General features: G+C 59.7%; 17 protein-coding genes and 1 riboswitch. Of the genes, 5 read left to right on the top strand and 12 right to left on the bottom strand.

Annotated elements, in window-relative coordinates; genetic code table 11:
* Window positions 1-135: 135 nt before the first annotated feature.
* Complete coding sequence (gene acnA, locus ACFSE1_RS12905; RefSeq protein ID WP_377401853.1) at window positions 136-2,832, bottom strand: aconitate hydratase AcnA; 2,697 nt, start codon at window positions 2,830-2,832, stop codon at window positions 136-138.
* Entirely contained in the window at window positions 2,825-3,052 is a 228-nt protein-coding gene (locus tag ACFSE1_RS12900) for a hypothetical protein (RefSeq protein ID WP_377401850.1), read from the bottom strand. The genes acnA and ACFSE1_RS12900 overlap by 8 nt, the downstream gene beginning before the upstream one ends.
* 48 nt (window positions 3,053-3,100) lie before the next feature.
* On the opposite strand from ACFSE1_RS12900, the gene ccmA reads away from it, so the two are divergent.
* From ccmA to ACFSE1_RS12875, 5 genes are read left to right on the top strand one after another with little or no spacing between them, the layout of a single operon-like run.
* Window positions 3,101-3,748: a heme ABC exporter ATP-binding protein CcmA gene (ccmA, locus tag ACFSE1_RS12895; protein ID WP_377401847.1), complete on the top strand. Its 648-nt coding sequence runs from the start codon at window positions 3,101-3,103 to the stop codon at window positions 3,746-3,748.
* Window positions 3,745-4,404: a heme exporter protein CcmB gene (gene ccmB, locus ACFSE1_RS12890; RefSeq protein WP_377401845.1), complete on the top strand. Its 660-nt coding sequence runs from the start codon at window positions 3,745-3,747 to the stop codon at window positions 4,402-4,404. The genes ccmA and ccmB overlap by 4 nt, the downstream gene beginning before the upstream one ends.
* Before the next feature lie 44 nt (window positions 4,405-4,448).
* On the top strand, window positions 4,449-5,207 hold the full coding sequence (locus ACFSE1_RS12885; protein ID WP_377401842.1) for a heme ABC transporter permease: 759 nt from the start codon (window positions 4,449-4,451) through the stop codon (window positions 5,205-5,207).
* Between the two features lie 4 nt (window positions 5,208-5,211).
* A complete protein-coding gene (gene ccmD, locus ACFSE1_RS12880; protein ID WP_377401839.1) occupies window positions 5,212-5,388 on the top strand; it encodes a heme exporter protein CcmD in 177 nt (58 codons plus the stop codon).
* Window positions 5,385-5,996 (top strand): DsbE family thiol:disulfide interchange protein, encoded by a 612-nt coding sequence (locus ACFSE1_RS12875; protein WP_377401836.1) that lies wholly within the window; start codon window positions 5,385-5,387, stop codon window positions 5,994-5,996. The genes ccmD and ACFSE1_RS12875 overlap by 4 nt, the downstream gene beginning before the upstream one ends.
* 4 nt (window positions 5,997-6,000) lie before the next feature.
* Here the strand turns inward: ACFSE1_RS12875 and ACFSE1_RS12870 are convergent, their stop codons facing one another.
* The 10 genes from ACFSE1_RS12870 to ACFSE1_RS12825 form a co-directional block, all read right to left on the bottom strand.
* A complete protein-coding gene (locus ACFSE1_RS12870) occupies window positions 6,001-6,588 on the bottom strand; it encodes a DUF2585 domain-containing protein (RefSeq protein WP_377401833.1) in 588 nt (195 codons plus the stop codon).
* Window positions 6,585-7,232, bottom strand: coding sequence for a septation protein A (locus ACFSE1_RS12865; RefSeq protein ID WP_377401830.1), 648 nt, complete (start codon window positions 7,230-7,232; stop codon window positions 6,585-6,587). Before ACFSE1_RS12865 ends, ACFSE1_RS12870 begins: the two co-directional genes overlap by 4 nt.
* A 54-nt stretch (window positions 7,233-7,286) precedes the next feature.
* Window positions 7,287-8,633: a signal recognition particle-docking protein FtsY gene (gene ftsY / locus ACFSE1_RS12860; protein WP_377401827.1), complete on the bottom strand. Its 1,347-nt coding sequence runs from the start codon at window positions 8,631-8,633 to the stop codon at window positions 7,287-7,289.
* Between the two features lie 15 nt (window positions 8,634-8,648).
* Window positions 8,649-9,923, bottom strand: a complete 1,275-nt coding sequence (mtaB, locus tag ACFSE1_RS12855) for a tRNA (N(6)-L-threonylcarbamoyladenosine(37)-C(2))-methylthiotransferase MtaB (RefSeq protein WP_377401824.1) — start codon at window positions 9,921-9,923, stop codon at window positions 8,649-8,651.
* Window positions 9,920-10,822, bottom strand: a complete 903-nt coding sequence (gene dapF, locus ACFSE1_RS12850; RefSeq protein ID WP_377401821.1) for a diaminopimelate epimerase — start codon at window positions 10,820-10,822, stop codon at window positions 9,920-9,922. Before dapF ends, mtaB begins: the two co-directional genes overlap by 4 nt.
* 722 nt (window positions 10,823-11,544) lie before the next feature.
* A complete protein-coding gene (locus ACFSE1_RS12845; protein ID WP_377401818.1) occupies window positions 11,545-12,321 on the bottom strand; it encodes a thiazole synthase in 777 nt (258 codons plus the stop codon).
* A gap of 1 nt (window position 12,322) precedes the next feature.
* The gene (gene thiS / locus ACFSE1_RS12840) at window positions 12,323-12,520 is read right to left on the bottom strand and encodes a sulfur carrier protein ThiS (protein ID WP_377401815.1); all 198 of its coding nucleotides are present in this window, start codon (window positions 12,518-12,520) and stop codon (window positions 12,323-12,325) included.
* Entirely contained in the window at window positions 12,517-13,497 is a 981-nt protein-coding gene (thiO, locus tag ACFSE1_RS12835; RefSeq protein ID WP_377401812.1) for a glycine oxidase ThiO, read from the bottom strand. The genes thiS and thiO overlap by 4 nt, the downstream gene beginning before the upstream one ends.
* 2 nt (window positions 13,498-13,499) lie before the next feature.
* A complete protein-coding gene (gene thiC / locus ACFSE1_RS12830) occupies window positions 13,500-15,320 on the bottom strand; it encodes a phosphomethylpyrimidine synthase ThiC (protein WP_377401809.1) in 1,821 nt (606 codons plus the stop codon).
* A gap of 92 nt (window positions 15,321-15,412) precedes the next feature.
* A riboswitch (TPP riboswitch) is annotated at window positions 15,413-15,537 on the bottom strand.
* Between the two features lie 99 nt (window positions 15,538-15,636).
* Window positions 15,637-16,713 (bottom strand): MBL fold metallo-hydrolase, encoded by a 1,077-nt coding sequence (locus tag ACFSE1_RS12825; RefSeq protein ID WP_377401806.1) that lies wholly within the window; start codon window positions 16,711-16,713, stop codon window positions 15,637-15,639.
* Window positions 16,714-16,774 lie beyond the last annotated feature (61 nt).

Genomic DNA, 16,774 nt, shown 5'->3' with positions numbered 1-16,774 from the left:
CCTACCCCGTGCAGCTCATCAATCGAAAGTCACAACCGGGTGACAAAGAATGCTGAAATGTAGCAACCTGACATTCCTGTCAAAAATGCCGCCGGACAGGCTTGTCCGGCGGCATCAGTTTTAAACATGGACCGATCAGGCAGCCAGATCGCGCAGAACCGTCTGCAGAATGCCACCATTGTTGACGTAGGTGACTTCATCGAGCGTATCGATGCGGCAGAGGATCTTGATTTCCTTCACCGTACCGTCGGCATAGGTGATCTTCGCCGTCTTCCACTCGCGCGGCTTGATATCGCCATTGAGACCCTCGATGGTCACGGTTTCGTCACCCTTCAGGTCAAGGCTCTGCCAGTTGGTGCCCTCTTCGAAGACGAAGGGCACGACGCCCATGCCAACGAGGTTCGAGCGGTGAATACGCTCGAAGGACTGGGCGATCACAGCGCGAACGCCGAGCAGGTTGGTGCCCTTGGCAGCCCAGTCACGCGAAGAACCGTTGCCGTATTCAACGCCTGCAAAGATGACGAGCGGAACGCCCTCAGCCTTGTACTTCATGGCCGCGTCGTAGATCGACATCTCTTCCTTGGACGGATAGTGGACGGTGTAGCCGCCTTCCTTGCCGTTCGGACCGAGCATGTGGTTGCGGATGCGGATATTGGCAAAGGTGCCGCGCATCATCACTTCATGGTTACCACGGCGCGTGCCGTACTGGTTGAAGTCCGCGACGGAAACGCCGTTGCCGAGCAGATAGGCACCTGCCGGAGACTGCGCCTTAATCGAACCGGCCGGAGAAATATGGTCGGTCGTGATCTTGTCGCCGAAGAGACCCAGAATGCGCGCATTGACGATGTTGTCAGTGCCAACGCCAGCCTGCTTCGGCATGCCGACGAAGTAAGGCGGGTTCTGCACATAGGTCGACTTGTCGTCCCAGGCATAGGTCTGGCCTTCCGGAACCTGTACCGCCTGCCAGTTGGCATCGCCCTTGAAGACGTCGGCATAACGGGTTTCGAACAGTTCGCGGGTCACGTATTTCTGGATGAACTCCTGCACTTCGGCAGAGCTCGGCCAGATGTCCTTCAGATAGACCGGGTTGCCGTCACGGTCTTCGCCGAGCGGCTCCTTCGTCAGGTCCTTCTGAACCGTGCCAGCCAGGGCATAGGCAACAACCAGCGGCGGAGAAGCCAGGTAGTTCGCCTGAACGTCCGGCGAGATACGGCCTTCGAAGTTGCGGTTACCGGAAAGAACGCCAGCGGCGATGATGCCCTTGTCGTTGATCGTCTTGGAGATCGGTGCCGGCAGCGGACCGGAATTGCCGATGCAGGTGGTGCAGCCGAAACCGACGAGGTTGAAGCCGAGCGCGTCCAGTTCCTTCTGCAGGCCGGACTTTTCCAGATATTCGCCAACGACCTGGGATCCCGGTGCAAGCGAAGTCTTGACCCAGGGCTTGGACTTCAGGCCCTTGGCAACGGCGTTGCGGGCCAGAAGGCCAGCAGCGATCAGAACGCTCGGGTTCGACGTGTTGGTGCACGACGTGATGGCGGCAATCGCCACGTCACCATGGCCGAGATCGAAATCCGTGCCTTCAACGGCCCAACGCTGGGAAAGCTGACCCGGCTTCTTGTAATCGCCTTCGAGAGCGGTTGCGAAGTTCGGCGCAATGGTTTCCAGCGGCAGACGGCCTTCCGGACGCTTCGGGCCAGCCATGGAGGGCACGACGTCGCCCAGATCGAGTTCCAGCGTATCGGTGAAGACGAGGTCGGAACCGTCACCTTCGCGCCACATGCCCTGTGCCTTGGAATAGGCTTCCACGAGCGCGATACGGTCCTTCGTGCGGCCGGACATGTCGAGATAGCCGACAGTGGCCGAATCGACCGGGAAGAAGCCGCAGGTCGCGCCATATTCCGGACCCATGTTGCCGATGGTTGCGCGGTCGGCAACCGGCAGCGTGTCGAGACCCGTGCCGAAGAATTCGACGAACTTGGAAACGACGCCCTTCTTGCGCAGCATCTGCACGACGGTCAGAACGAGGTCGGTCGCGGTCACGCCTTCCTTCAGCGTACCGGTCAGCTTGAAGCCGATGACTTCCGGCAGAAGCATGGAAACCGGCTGACCCAGCATGGCCGCTTCGGCTTCGATACCGCCAACACCCCAGCCGAGAACGCCGAGACCGTTGATCATGGTCGTGTGGGAATCGGTGCCGACGCAGGTATCCGGATAGGCGATGGTTTCGCCGTCTTCTTCCTTCGTCCAGACCGTCTGGCCGAGATATTCGAAGTTCACCTGGTGACAGATGCCAGTGCCCGGAGGAACGACGCGGAAGTTCTTGAACGCTTGCTGGCCCCACTTCAGGAAGCGATAGCGCTCGCCGTTACGCTCGTATTCCAGCTCGACGTTGCGGGCAAACGCGTTCGGGGTGCCGAATTCGTCCACGATAACGGAGTGGTCGATGACGAGATCAACAGGAACCAGCGGGTTGATCTTCTCCGGGTCGCCGCCCAGAGCCTTGATGCCATCGCGCATGGCAGCGAGGTCCACAACAGCCGGAACGCCGGTGAAGTCCTGCATCAGAACGCGTGCCGGACGATAGGCGATTTCGTTCTCGACCTTGCCCTTGTTGCTCAGCCATTGAGCGACGGACTGGATGTGTTCCTTGGTAACGGACTTGCCGTCTTCAAAGCGCAGCAGGTTTTCCAGAAGCACCTTCATGGAAAACGGCAGCTTGGAGACGCCCGCAAGGCCGTTCGCCTCAGCCTTTGGCAGGCTGTAGTAAACGTAATCCTTGCCGTTGACGGTCAACACGGACCGGCAATTGAAGCTATCGAGAGATTTAGACACGAGAAGTAACCCCGCTGATATCAAGAGCCAACACGCGCGTGCGGACGCCTATGCACTTCATGCACATCAGGATGCGGGTGCGACCATTTCCGCTGTCCGCACGAGAAGATAAAATCCTCAGGTCCGGCGCAAAGTGAAAATCACGCCGGCCGCTGGCGTGGTTGCGTAGCTTATAGATAATTTCTAAGAAGTGTTCCAGACCGAGAAGGGTCATCGGCACGATTTTTTTTCCGATTGCCGCGCAACCGAGTCAACAAGGGATTAACCCATGCGGCTTGCCGCCGAAAACCTGTCTGCGCATCGTGGCGAAGATCTGATATTCTCCAATCTTTCCTTCCACTTGGAAGGGGGAAGCGCTCTGCTTCTGACCGGCCGCAACGGCTCCGGAAAATCCACCCTGCTGAAGGTCGCCGCAGGCCTTCTCAAGCCCGCCTCCGGCCTGATTCTGTTCTGGTACGATACAGACCGGAAGGCTCCCAGACTGGCGGAAGCGGCCCATTATCTCGGCCATCGCAACGCCATGAAGCCGGAGCTTTCGGTTCGCGAGAACCTGACCTTCTGGAAGGATTTCTTCGGCGACCATGAAGGGGGCGAAGGGCTTTCCGTCCTTGATGCCGCGGCGGCGGTGGAGCTGGAAACGGTGCTTCATCTGCCCTTCGGCTATCTGTCGGCCGGGCAACAGCGCCGCATGGCCTTTGCCAAGCTTCTCGTTGCCTATCGCCCGGTCTGGATCGTCGATGAGCCGACGGCAGCGCTTGATACCAGCGCCGAATCCTTGCTGTCCAACCTCATGCGGGAACACCAGAAGGCTGGCGGCATGATCCTTGCTGCCACCCATCAGCCGCTGGAGCTTTTGAACGTCGAGCACCTGGAAATGAAGGGGTTTGAGTTTGCGGCGCAGGAGTTTGTCCCATGATCGCGCTCCTTCTTCGTGACCTGAAGCTTTCCGTTCGCGCCGGTGGCGGCGCCCTCATCGGCATTCTCTTTTTCCTGACGGTCGTCGCTGTCATCCCCTTCGGCGTCGGGCCGGATTTGAACCTTCTGGCGCGAATAGGTCCGGCAATCGTGTGGATTGGCGCACTTCTGGCTGCCTTGCTTGGCTTGGACCGCATGTTTCAGGCCGACCGGGAGGATGGATCGCTGGACCTGCTGTTGATGCAGGAGCATCCGCTGGTGCTGACGGTTCTGGTGAAGTGCCTGGCTCATTGGCTGGCGAATGTTCTGCCGCTGGTCATTGCCTCGCCGCTGCTTGGGCTCTTCATGAATATGAGCGAGGTCGCAATTGGCGCTGTGATGCTGACGCTGCTGGTGGGATCGCCTGCCCTTGCCTTCATCGGCGCGGTCGGTGCGGCCGTTGCCGTCACGCTTCCCCGTGGCGGCCTGCTCGTCTCCATTCTGGTGCTGCCGCTAACGGTGCCGGTGCTTATATTCGGCGTCAGCGCCTCCTATGCCGCTGTGGAAGATCCCGCCCCCTTTCTTCCGCCTTTTCTAATCCTCACCGCCATCACGATGTTTTTTGCGGTCATCGGCCCACTGGGTGCTGCACTAGCGTTGCGCAATGCCGGGGATTGACTAGAATCAACTCCACAGTGGGCTATTTCCCGTAGAAGGACCGCATGAACGAAAGCCTCGCCATCCGCAAAGTCAGCGATCTCGCCAACCCCACGCGGTTTCTCACCCTTGCCGCGCGGCTATTGCCGTGGCTTGCCGGGGTGACGGCGGTTTTGTTCGTCGTCGGGCTCTATCTCGCCTTCACGACGGAGGGAGACTACCAACAGGGCGATACCGTTCGCATCATGTATATCCATGTCCCTGCGGCCTGGCTTTCCATGATGTGCTATTCAGTCATGGCGCTGTCGGCGATCGGCACACTGGTCTGGCGGCATCCGCTCGCCGATGTCAGTCACAAGGCTGCCGCACCGCTCGGCGCTGGCTTCACTTTGATTGCGCTGATCACCGGCTCTCTCTGGGGCAAGCCCATGTGGGGCACCTGGTGGGTCTGGGATGCGCGGCTCACTTCGGTCTTCGTTCTGTTCCTGATGTATCTTGGTATCATCGCGCTGAACCGTGCCATGGACGATCCTTCCCGGGCGGCGCGGGTTTCCGCCGTTTTGATCCTCATCGGTTTCGTGAACATCCCGATCATCAAGTTTTCCGTGGAGTGGTGGAACACGCTGCACCAGCCTGCAAGCGTCATCCGCATGGGCGGCTCGGCCATCGATCCTGAATTCCTGCGCCCGCTGCTGGTGATGGCTGCCGCCTATACCCTTCTGTTCTTCACGCTGCACATTATGGCGATGCGCAACGAAATCTGGCGTCGCCGCATCTCAACGCAACGGCGCATGGCCGCCCGAATGGCAAGCCGCGAAAGCTGATCTCATGAGCCATGCCTTTTACATTTTCACGTCCTACGGGGTCACAGCCCTGATCACGCTCTGTCTTATCGGCTGGACGCTGGCCGATGGCCGGGCGCGCCGTCGCGAGCTGCAGGAGCTGGAAGCCGCCGGTATCCGCCGCCGCTCCGCCCAGGCAAACCCGGAAGCCGCCAAGCCATGAGCAGAAACGAACCGTCAGAACAGGCTCCTCAGAAGCGTGGTATGGGCCGCTACGCGCTGGCGCTCATTCCGCTTGCGGTGTTTGCCGGCTTTGCCGCCATTGCCGGAAAAATGCTTTACGATCAGGATGTGAACGGGCGGGACATTTCCGCTATTCCCTCCGCCCTGATCGGCAAACATGCGCCTTCGCTCAATCTGTCGCCGCTGGACGGCTCGGAGAGACTGGCGCTGACCGATGCTGCCATCAAAGGCAAGCTGACGCTGGTGAATGTGTTTGCCTCCTGGTGTGTGCCCTGCCGCCAGGAGCATCCCCTCTTGACGGAACTGGCGAAAGACAGCCGCATCAGCCTCGTCGGCATCAATTACAAGGATCGCAACGACAACGCGCTCCGCTTTCTCGGCGAGCTCGGCAATCCCTATCAGGCGATTGGTGTTGACCCGAAAGGCCAGGCCGCCATCGATTGGGGTGTCTACGGCATTCCGGAAAGCTATCTCGTCGGGCCGGACGGCACAATTCTGTACAAGCGCGTCGGTCCGTTCGATGAGCGAAGCGTAAAACAGGAACTGCTGCCCGCCATCGAAAAGGCGACCGGCAAGGCAGCGTCCTGAACGGTTAAAGCGCCCCCTGCCAAGCCCTGACCGCATCCAGCGGATAGACCAGCATCAGCACGTTGAGCGTCAGATTATCGCGGATCAGCCAGCCGGTGAAAATCTCGAAGAAAATCGCAACGATCACCGTCAGCCAGACGGGCGCGCGCGCGGCAAAGAGGAAGCCGAGCGCCATGAAAACCGTATCCAGGGCCGAATTCAGGATACTGTCGCCCTCATAGCCGATGGCCATGGTGGCCGAACGATAGCGATCAATGATGATGGGTGAGTTTTCCAGCAGCTCCCAGGCCGCTTCGATGAAGACGGCAAGGCTGAGGCGTTTGGCAAAGGATGTCTTGCGCAGCACCAGCCAGCCAAGACCATAGAACAGAAAGCCGTGGATGATATGCGACGGCGTGTACCAATCGGCCAGATGCTGTGAGTTTCCGGGCGTATTCACCCCCGGCTCGAACAGCTTCACATAGCCACAGGAACAGATCCAGAGGCGGCCCATGACGTATTCCGCCAGAACCTGAACAGCCAGCAGAATAAGGGCGACGGCAAACCAGTAATACTGGCTATCGCGCGATGGGGAGGCGCTAGCAAAGCTCATGGCTTGCCGCTCGTGTCCTGCTCAATCGAATGCTTCATGATGAGAGGCATCTGGGCAAGCGTAAAGGCGATGGTGATGGGCATCGTGCCCCAGACCTTGAAATTCACCCAGGTGGCATCGGAGAAATTGCGCCAGACGACTTCGTTGAGAACGGCGAGGAACAGGAAGAACAGGCCCCAGCGAAGGGTGAGTTTCTGCCACCCCTCAGGTGTCAGCTGGAAGGCGGCATTGAAAACATAGCCGAGCAAGGACTTGCCGAACATGAGGCCGATCAGAAGGGTCACACCGAAGAGCGTGTTCACAATGGTCGGCTTCATCTTGATGAAGGTTTCATCCTGAAGCCAGATCGAGAGGCCGCCAAAAATGACGACAACAATGCCCGATACGAAAGGCATGACCGGCAAATGCTTGAAGACGATCTTCGAGACGATGAGCGAAATCACCGTCGCGGCCATGAAGAGGCCGGTGGCAACGAGCAGCGGTCCGCCGAGCGTTGCGAGAACCGGGAACTTCGACACGAGCCATTCGCCCCGCAGATTGGCGAAGAAGAAGACGAGAAGCGGACCGAGTTCCAGCGCCAGCTTGAGGCCCGGATGTTCCTTTTCCTGCCGGTTTGGCGTGGTATCGCTTTCAAAGCTATGCATGAATATGGTTCTCGATCTTCTTCGGGACAGGAATTTAAAGCGGCTTGTGTGGCATCAATGGGCCACACCGGCAATGGCATGGGCGAAATCTTGTGCCTCAAAGGGTTCGAGATCGTCGATCCCCTCACCCACACCGATGAAATAGACCGGCAGCTTGTGCTTGGCGGCAATGGCAACGAGAATGCCGCCGCGTGCCGTGCCATCCAGCTTGGTCATGATGAGACCGCTGACACCGGCTACATTGCGGAAGATTTCCACCTGGTTCATGGCGTTCTGGCCAGTGGTAGCGTCGAGCGTCTGCAAGACCGTATGCGGCGCATCCGGATCGAGCTTGCCAAGAACGCGCACGATCTTTTCCAGCTCGGACATCAGCTCAGCCTTGTTTTGCAGGCGACCTGCCGTATCGATGATGAGAACATCCGATTTGCGCGCCCTGGCCTGCTCGAAGGCATCATAGGCCAGACCTGCGGCATCCGCGCCAAGCTTGGTGCCGATGAAGTCCGATCCTGTGCGATCCGCCCAGATCTTCAGCTGCTCGATGGCGGCAGCGCGGAAGGTATCGCCCGCCGCCAGCATGACCTTGAGGCCGGAGCCCGAGAGTTTGGCCGCCAGCTTGCCGATGGTGGTGGTTTTGCCCGTACCGTTGACGCCAACGACGAGAATGACATGCGGCTTGTGGGAAAGATCAAGCTCCAGCGGCTTGGCGACCGGCGCCAGAACCTTGGTGATTTCCGCCGACATGATGCGCGACACATCTTCGCCCGTCACATCCTTGCCATAGCGTTCGGAAGACAGCGTATCGGCAATGCGCATGGCCGTTTCCACGCCAAGATCGGCCTGGATCAGCAGGTCTTCCAGCTCCTCAAGCGTGGCTTCGTCCAGCTTGCGCTTGGTAAACAGTGCCGTGATCTGGCCCGTCAGCTGCGCGGAAGTGCGTGACAGACCCTGCCGCAACCGCTGGAACCAGGAAAGCTTGACCTCTGGCGCGGCTTCGACCGGAGCCACTTCCTTGCGGGTGGCGAAACCTTTGGGGAGAACGGGTTCGGCGGGAACTGAGGGGGACTGGCCTTGCTCGCCATCGCTTCCCTCCTCCGCCTCGGCTTCTGCTTGCAACAGAGACAGCGGCACCATGCCAAGCTCACCCGGCGCCTCACCGGAGGGGATCAGTTCCGGCTCGGCATCCTCATCATCATCGGAGGGACCGCCCGCCGTTTCCATTTCCGCTTGGGCGACAGGATCGACAGGCGAGAGAGGCAGATTTTCCTCTCGCGAATGCGGTTCGGTCTCAGAAGCGATTGCGGCTTTTTCTTCCGCCGAAAGCTCGGCCTCCGGCGAACTGGCATCCGCAGGTGCCTTGTCCTTGCCGAAGGTGAAGACTTTTTTGATGAAACCCAGCGCCATGAATGATCCGTTCCGTCACGCAGCTTCAGCAGCGTTGACCTGCATTGTCAGATGTTTGCCGTTGTGACCCGTTATCGTGACCGACACCAGATCGCGCGGTGTCAGTTCCGGCGCTGCCACCAGCGAGAAATTTTCCGTATGCGCAAACCCGCTCATTTCCACGAGAATGGTCTGCCGCGTGCCGACCATGCGGGAAAGATGCCTATTCAGCAGTTCCTCACCGCGAACGCGCAAGCGTGCCGCCCGTTCCTTCACAAGCGCACGGTCCAGCTGCGGCATGCGGGCCGCAGGCGTACCGGGACGTGGGCTATAGGGAAAGACGTGCAGGAAAGAAAGGCCGCAATCATCTGCATGAGCCAGCGCATTGGCGAACATCTCTTCCGTTTCCGTCGGGAAGCCCGCAATCATATCCGCGCCGAAACTCACCTCCGGACGAAGACGGCGCACCTGCTCCACAAAAGCCAGGGCGTCCGCGCTGGAATGACGCCGCTTCATGCGCTTCAGGATCATATCGTCGCCATGCTGCAAGGACAAATGCAGATGCGGCATGAAGCGCGGCTCATCGGCCAAGAGATCGAAGAGATGGCCATCCGCCTCGATGCTATCGATGGAGGAAAGGCGCAGACGGCGGATGTCCGGCACCTGTTTCAGAAGTGTTTTGGCAAGCAGGCCAAGCGTGGGCGTTCCGGCTAAGTCCGCGCCATAGCTGGTGGCATCCACCCCCGTCAGAACGATTTCGCGATAACCTTCCGCCACCAGCTTTCGTGCCTGATCAACCACAGCGCCCATGGGAACCGAGCGGGAATTGCCGCGACCATAGGGAATGATGCAGAAGGTGCAGCGGTGATCGCAGCCGTTCTGCACCTGAATGAAAGCCCGCACATGCCCATCGATGTGCTTGACCATTTGCGGAGCCGTGGCCTTGACGCTCATGATATCGTTGACGCGAAGCTTCTCTTCGGCAGACACGCCGAAATCCGGCAGCGCCCGATAAGAGGCGCTTTTCAGCTTTTCCTCATTGCCGAGAACGGCATCCACTTCCGGCATTTCGCCGAAGGTCTTAGCTTCCGTTTGTGCCGCACAGCCGGTGACGATGATCCGCGCATGGGGATTCTCCCGCCGCGCACGGCGAATGGCCTGCCGCGCCTGCCGCACGGCTTCACTCGTCACGGCGCAGGTATTGACCAGGATGGCATTGTTCAAGCCAGCCTTTTCCGCCTCTGAGCGCATGACTTCGGATTCATAGGTATTGAGACGGCAACCGAAGGTGATGACATCGACGCCACTCACTTCGCCTGCACCTCAGGCTCCTGATCCCGCTCAAAAGTGCCGGACAGCGGATCGAGGCGGCCCGACCATTCCCATTCCGCCGGACCCGTCATGATGACATGATCATCCTGCCGCCATTCGATAGAGAGCTTGCCGCGATTTGGGCTTGAGGCAACGATGATATCCACCTTGCGCTCCGTGCGGCCGGTGCGCGCACCGGAAACACCAGCGGAACAGGCAGCCGAACCGCAGGCAAGCGTAAGCCCAGCGCCGCGCTCCCAGGTGCGGGTGACCATTTCATTGCGCGAGGTGACATGCGCGAGCGTGATATTGGCCTTTTCCGGGAACAGGAGATGGTTTTCAAGAAGCGGGCCGAAACGCTCCAGCTCGAAGGACATGGGATCGCGATCCACCCAGAAGATGGCGTGCGGATTGCCCATGGACATGACGGAAGGCGAATGCAGGATCGGCTGATCGATCGGGCCAATTTGAAGCTCGATGCGGCTGGTATCGAAGAATTCTTCCGACAGCGGGATCTTGTCCCACTCAAAAACCGGCTTGCCCATATCGACGGAAATGGTGCCATCGGCATGTTCTTCCGCGTTCAGAATGCCAGCCAGCGTCTGGAAGGTGAATAGCTTGCGGCCCGTTTCCGCAGACAGCGCCTGCACCACGCAGCGCGTGCCATTGCCGCAGGCCTGCGCCCGCGTGCCATCGCAATTGACAATATCGATATAGGCATCCGTGCCAGCAAGCTTCGGATCGTGGATCGCCATGATCTGATCGAAATTGGTGGCCGGATCGGCAGCAAGCGCAATCGCCGCTTCCGGTGTGACGCGATCCGTGCGGCCACGCATATCGACAACCAGGATCTTGTTGCCAAGCCCGTTCATCTTCGCGAATTCGACCACTGCACTCATTGACGCCACCTTGCCTTGCAGAACCGCCTGCACCTTTGGGCCTAAAGCGCGTCGCGATCTTTCAGATTCGCTCTCCACGCTTTAAGTTTTTGTTTTATCGCATGTTGTTAGCGCAAAACCGCTGCACACTTTTGCGCAACATGCTTTATATGGCGGAAAATGGCAGCTGTTTCCAGTATAGAGCGGACCGGATCTTCGCCCAAGCGCCAATATTCACGCGGCGTTTCAGCCCGTGCTGTGATGCTTGTCAGGCCGGGGCGCTGAAAGCTGCCTCGTATGGTATAAAGTAGGTGACACCTTTCAGCGCCCCGTTCAGCGGTTTTTGCACGCGACTCCGGTCTCTCTGCCTGGAATGATGGGGAAGCCCTTTGACCGCCGCCTGACCGAGACCGGCCGGACTACAGACGGCGAAGCTTTCCCTCACCCTTCCCCATGTGTGCCGCACAGGCACGCCCGGCGCGCTCCTTCGGAGATGAAGAGACAGGCTGACGTCCGACACCTGACCGCTTCCCCCGTTGTCGCCAGAGGGAGACCATTTTCCGCGTGCCCGGACATGAGGGTTTTGCGTCTTGCCCCTCACACCCGCGCCGGCCCCGCATCGCCAGCACGCCTGCTGGTGTAACCGTTGCGGAACGGGCAAATTGAAACACAGGTTTTGGGCGTGGCGTATGGAAAAATGCTAAGTGGTTGATGGGGTTGGGCGGCTCTCAGCAGCTATACACCTACCCGAACACTGCTTTGCCGATGACGGGCGTGGAGGGGACCGCCATATCGCGTGGCTCCAGCAGGCCCGCGGAAAAGCCAAGCCTGCCCGCCTCGATGGCCAGCGCAAAAGCCTTGGCCATGCTTGCCGGATGATCGGCACCGGAGACCGCCGTATTGAGCAGCACCGCATCGAAACCGAGTTCCACGACCGTTGTTGCGTGGGAGGGGCGGCCTATACCGGCATCCACGATCAAGGGAATATCCGGAAACTCCGCCCGCATGGCCCGCAGCCCATGAATATTCTGCGGCCCGAGAGCACTGCCAATGGGCGCGCACCAGGGCATGAGAAGCTGACAGCCCGCTTCCAGCAGACGCTCGCCCACCACAAGATCATCCGTCGTGTAAGGGAAGACCTCAAAGCCATCCTCACACAGGATTCGGGCGGCTTCCACCAGTTGGAACACATCCGGTTGCAGCGTATCCTGATGGCCAATGAGTTCCAGCTTGATCCATTGGGTGCCGAAAAGCTCGCGCGCCATGTGGGCCGTCAAAACGGCTTCCTTGACGGTGTGACAGCCTGCCGTGTTGGGCAGAACATGAACGCCGAGTTCGCGGATCAGATCGAAAAAGGCACCGCCTGTGCGCGCACCCGCCGTTTCCCGCCGCAGCGAGACGGTGACAATGTCACAGGCCGATTGGCGCACCGCCTCCGCCAGATCATCCGGCGAGGGGTAACGGGCCGTGCCGAGAAGAAGGCGGGACTGGACGGTTTTGCCGTAGAGTACCAGGCTCATTTCAACCTCCCTGTCTGGGCGACAGAACTTCGATACGATCTCCCTCACTGAGAGGGAAACCTTCCCTCTCCTCTCGGTGGACCAGTTCGGCATTCACTGCCGTTGCCAGCCATTCGCCCTCATACTCCAGCGCCGCCAGCAGTTCACCAAGCGTTGCGATGGCAAGATCGTGGGTTTCGCCGTTGACGATGAGTTTCATGCGGTCAGCCTCCGCGCATTCATGGTGTGGTCCAACATATCTGCCGCCTGACGAGCAAGCGAAGGAGCCAGCAGAAAGCCGTGCCGGTAAAGCCCGGCAATGGCCAAGCCGTTCGGGGTTTGCAGAACACGCGGCATATTATCGGCAAAGGCGGGGCGAACACCTGCGCCAAGCTCCAAGATGCGGGCCTCGCCGAAAGCCGGATCCAGCGCATAGGCAGTGTTCAACAGTTCCATGACGGAACGGGCGCTTGCGGGCGCATCGTCATTGGCTTCAATCATGGTGGCGCCCAGCATGTAACGCCCCTCCCCCCGCGGCACGAGATAGACCGGGTGGCGCGGATGCAGCACGCGCACGGTTCGGCTGAGGTGAACATCCGGCGCATGGAGCATCAGCATTTCACCGCGAACGCCGCGCAGACCCTCAAGCGAACCAATGGCGGCAGCGCCCGTGCAATCGACAACATGATCAAAGCCATGTGCGGAGAGCGGATCATCTGCGTGAATGAAGCGGACACCTGAGGAAGCCAGTGTTTCGGCCAGCTTTGTGAGCGCCAGTCGCGGATCGAGATGCGCTTCGCCCGCAAAGAAAAGAGCTCGACGGAAGCGACCGGAAAGGGATGGTTCCAGAGCCGCGATGCCCGCCTCATCCAGCCATTCGAAACCGCTGGTGCGCCGGGCAAAGCGCTCCAGCTCGCCCCTATCACGACTGGGGGCAACCACCAGCGTGCCCTTGCGCTCCACGAGGCCGGGGACTGCCTGATCCCACCAATTGGCCGCCGACAGACCCATTTGCAGAACAGCCTCCGATGCCGATTCCCGCTCGCACCACGGGGCCAGCATTCCGCCTGCATAATGGGAGGCGCCGAGCCCTGCGGCGGATTTTCGCTCACGGATCGTGATGGCAAAGCCGCGACGGTGAAGCTCATGCGCCAGTGTGAGGCCGGCAACGCCGGCCCCCTTGATCAGGATGGACATGTTCACTCCTGAGCCGGCTCATGAAGCGGCATATAGAGATCGCCGCCCTCGCGGAACTTGGCCGCCATGGCTTCCAGCCCCTCCTTCTGCGCCTCGGCGCGGATATCGTGCGAAATGCGCATGGAGCAGAATTTCGGCCCGCACATGGAGCAGAAATGCGCCACCTTGTGCGCCTCCTTCGGCAGGGTTTCATCGTGATAGGAGCGCGCCGTTTCCGGATCGAGCGAGAGGTTGAACTGATCTTCCCAGCGGAACTCGAACCGCGCCCGCGACAGGGCATCATCGCGCACCTGTGCCGCCGGATGACCCTTGGCAAGATCTGCCGCATGGGCCGCGATCTTGTAGGTGATCACGCCGACCTTCACATCATCGCGATCCGGCAGGCCGAGATGCTCCTTCGGCGTGACATAGCAAAGCATGGCTGTGCCATACCAGCCGATCATGGCAGCACCGATGCCCGACGTGATGTGATCATAGCCGGGTGCAATATCCGTGGTGAGCGGCCCGAGCGTGTAGAACGGAGCCTCGCCGCAGGTCTTCAGCTGCTTGTCCATATTCTCCTTGATCTTGTGCATGGGAACATGGCCGGGGCCTTCGATCATGACCTGGCAATCCTTCGCCCAAGCAATCTTGGTGAGTTCGCCCAGCGTTTCGAGTTCGGCAAATTGCGCTGCATCATTGGCATCGGCAATGGAGCCGGGGCGAAGACCATCGCCCAGCGAGAAAGAGACATCGTAAGCGCGGCAGATATCGCAGATCTCTTCGAAGTGTTCGTAGAGGAAGCTTTCCTTGTGGTGGTGCAGACACCACTTGGCCATGATGGAGCCGCCGCGCGAGACAATGCCGGTGACACGATTGACCGTGAGCGGGATGTAATGAAGCCGGACACCCGCATGGATGGTGAAATAATCCACCCCCTGCTCCGCCTGCTCGATCAGCGTATCGCGGAAGACTTCCCAGGTGAGATCCTCGGCAATGCCGCCGACCTTTTCCAGCGCCTGATAGAGCGGCACCGTGCCAATCGGCACCGGGGCATTGCGGATGATCCAGTCACGAATGTTATGGATGTTGCGGCCCGTCGAGAGGTCCATCACCGTATCGGCACCCCAGCGGATGGCCCAGACCATTTTCTCCACCTCTTCCGCCATGGAGGAGGTGACGGCGGAATTGCCGATATTGGCGTTGATCTTGACCAGGAAATTGCGGCCGATCGCCATCGGCTCCAATTCCGGGTGGTTGATATTGGCCGGGATGATGGCACGCCCCAGCGCCACTTCCTGCCGCACGAATTCCGGCGTTACATAGTCGGGAATAGATGCGCCGAAGCTTTCGCCGTCGCGCTCCAGCTTCTCCTTCAGCGCCTTGCGTCCGAGGTTTTCGCGAATGGCGACAAATTCCATTTCCGGCGTGATGATGCCCGCCCGCGCATAGGCAAGCTGGGTGACCGCCTTGCCCGCAACGGCGCGGCGCGGCTGTGGCTGGACGGGGAAAGCCGGCGTCAGACGTTCACCGCTGGCAAAGCCGTTATCTTCCGGTTTCACATCGCGTCCAGCGTACAGTTCGGTGTCACCGCGCGCCGCTATCCAGCTTTCGCGCAGGCGCGGCAGGCCCTTCTCGATCTCGATGGCGACGGCAGGATCCGTATAGGGGCCGGAGGAATCGTAGACATTGACAGGCGGCTCGCCGGAGGTGGGGTGAAGCGCGATCTGGCGCAGGGGAACCCGGATATCGGGATGCAGTTCACCCTTCACATGGATCTTCGTCGAGGCCGGAAGCGGCCCTGTGGTGACATCAAGTCGTGGAAAATTGGGGGCAATGTTCATCGTGGAACTCCAAGGTTTTCAGGTTTGGAGATCCAGTCATGTCAGCCGGAAAGATGGATAGACGCCATTTGAGGGCAGCAAAGCCCGCAAAACCTCAAGCGCTCGCACCGTCCCTACGCCAGTATGAACTGGATCAGGTTCAACGGGTCACCGCGCTGCGTGATGTTTCACGCCCAGCGGAATCTCAGCCCCTTGCGGGACACCCCTGGTGAATGGGCGTGAGTGTGCGAGCCAAAATGATGGAAGTCAATGCCCGACTTGGCGAAGGCATAAACAACTTTAGATAGTCATTTTCGACTATAATGGATAAGTCGGCTTACGCATCCGGCACGTCGAACACTTCACCGGGCCGAAGGGCGCGAAACCGTTCCGGCTTCATCTGCGCAGCTTGAAGCGCATTGGAAAGCGCTGCCAGAGGCTCCTCGATGCCCTCATCCGTGAGCTTGACCGTGCCCCAGTGATGACCGATGGCATAAGAGGCCTTGGCCAGCTGCATCCCTGCCACCGCTTCCTCCGGGTTCTGGTGCTGTGCCTGCATGAACCAGCGCGGCTCGTAGGCACCAATGGGCAGGATGGCGAGGCGGAAATTGCCGTGCTTTGCAGCCGCGGCCTTGTAATTAATGCCCTGATGGAAGCCTGTATCGCCGATATGGTAGATCTTGCCCGCCAGCGTTTCGATGACGAAGGCACCCCAGAGCGCCATGCGGCGGTCATTCAGGCCGCGTGCCGACCAATGGTGGCAGGGCTCGCAATGAATGGTGACATTCTTGCCGATATAGTCCTTCGAGCCCCAATCCATGACCGTGATGCGCGGATCGTCCAGCTCCGGGCCGAAAATGGCATCATTGCCAAGCGGCGTGATAAAGCGGGGCCGATGCACCGCATGAATGCGCTTCAGCGTTTCAATATCCAGATGATCGTAATGGTTGTGGGTGACGATCACAATATCGATAGCCGGCAAATCTTCCAGCCGGATACCGGGCTGATTGACGCGCTTGGGCCCGACAAACGAGACGGGACTGGTGCGCTCCGACCAGACGGGGTCCGTCAGGATGTTCAGGCCCGCGACCTGGATGAGCATGGAGGCATGGCCGACCATAGTGACGACCAGTCTGTTTCCGCTGACGCGCTTTTCCGGCACCACAGGCGCAAAGGGGCTGGGATAGCTGGCGGGCCAATCCACGCTCTTGCCGTTGAAGCGCCATTTCAGCAGGCCCATGAACCCTTTCGGTTCCTCCCCACCCGGATTGAAGAAGCGCGTTCCATCGAAATGATCCGAAACCGGACCCGTGTAATAGCGGTTCGCAGCCATCGCTCTCCCTGCGAGCAATCCCCCGCCCAGAAGCGCAAGACCGCCAATCGCTGACAATTTGAGGAAATTCCGTCTCTTCATCTTCAATCTATAGGGTGTGCGTATAAAGCCTTCAAGCGTGATACGAAGACTTCGACGCACA

The organism is Affinirhizobium helianthi (assembly GCF_042680945.1).
Classification (GTDB): Bacteria; Pseudomonadota; Alphaproteobacteria; order Rhizobiales; family Rhizobiaceae; genus Neorhizobium; species Neorhizobium helianthi.
Note: the sequence above shows the minus strand (reverse complement) of the source record. Positions and strands in the feature narration are given on the sequence as shown.

Coding starts and splice junctions, on each gene's coding strand:
- dapF (WP_377401821.1), bottom strand. CDS start 10,822: ATGAGTGCAGTGGTCGAATTCGCGAAGATGAACGGGCTTGGCAACAAG.
- ccmD (WP_377401839.1), top strand. CDS start 5,212: ATGAGCCATGCCTTTTACATTTTCACGTCCTACGGGGTCACAGCCCTG.
- thiC (WP_377401809.1), bottom strand. CDS start 15,320: ATGAACATTGCCCCCAATTTTCCACGACTTGATGTCACCACAGGGCCG.
- ACFSE1_RS12825 (WP_377401806.1), bottom strand. CDS start 16,713: ATGAAGAGACGGAATTTCCTCAAATTGTCAGCGATTGGCGGTCTTGCG.
- thiO (WP_377401812.1), bottom strand. CDS start 13,497: ATGTCCATCCTGATCAAGGGGGCCGGCGTTGCCGGCCTCACACTGGCG.
- ACFSE1_RS12885 (WP_377401842.1), top strand. CDS start 4,449: ATGAACGAAAGCCTCGCCATCCGCAAAGTCAGCGATCTCGCCAACCCC.
- ACFSE1_RS12845 (WP_377401818.1), bottom strand. CDS start 12,321: ATGAGCCTGGTACTCTACGGCAAAACCGTCCAGTCCCGCCTTCTTCTC.
- ACFSE1_RS12865 (WP_377401830.1), bottom strand. CDS start 7,232: ATGCATAGCTTTGAAAGCGATACCACGCCAAACCGGCAGGAAAAGGAA.
- thiS (WP_377401815.1), bottom strand. CDS start 12,520: ATGAAACTCATCGTCAACGGCGAAACCCACGATCTTGCCATCGCAACG.
- ccmB (WP_377401845.1), top strand. CDS start 3,745: ATGATCGCGCTCCTTCTTCGTGACCTGAAGCTTTCCGTTCGCGCCGGT.
- ACFSE1_RS12870 (WP_377401833.1), bottom strand. CDS start 6,588: ATGAGCTTTGCTAGCGCCTCCCCATCGCGCGATAGCCAGTATTACTGG.
- ACFSE1_RS12875 (WP_377401836.1), top strand. CDS start 5,385: ATGAGCAGAAACGAACCGTCAGAACAGGCTCCTCAGAAGCGTGGTATG.
- ccmA (WP_377401847.1), top strand. CDS start 3,101: ATGCGGCTTGCCGCCGAAAACCTGTCTGCGCATCGTGGCGAAGATCTG.
- ftsY (WP_377401827.1), bottom strand. CDS start 8,633: ATGGCGCTGGGTTTCATCAAAAAAGTCTTCACCTTCGGCAAGGACAAG.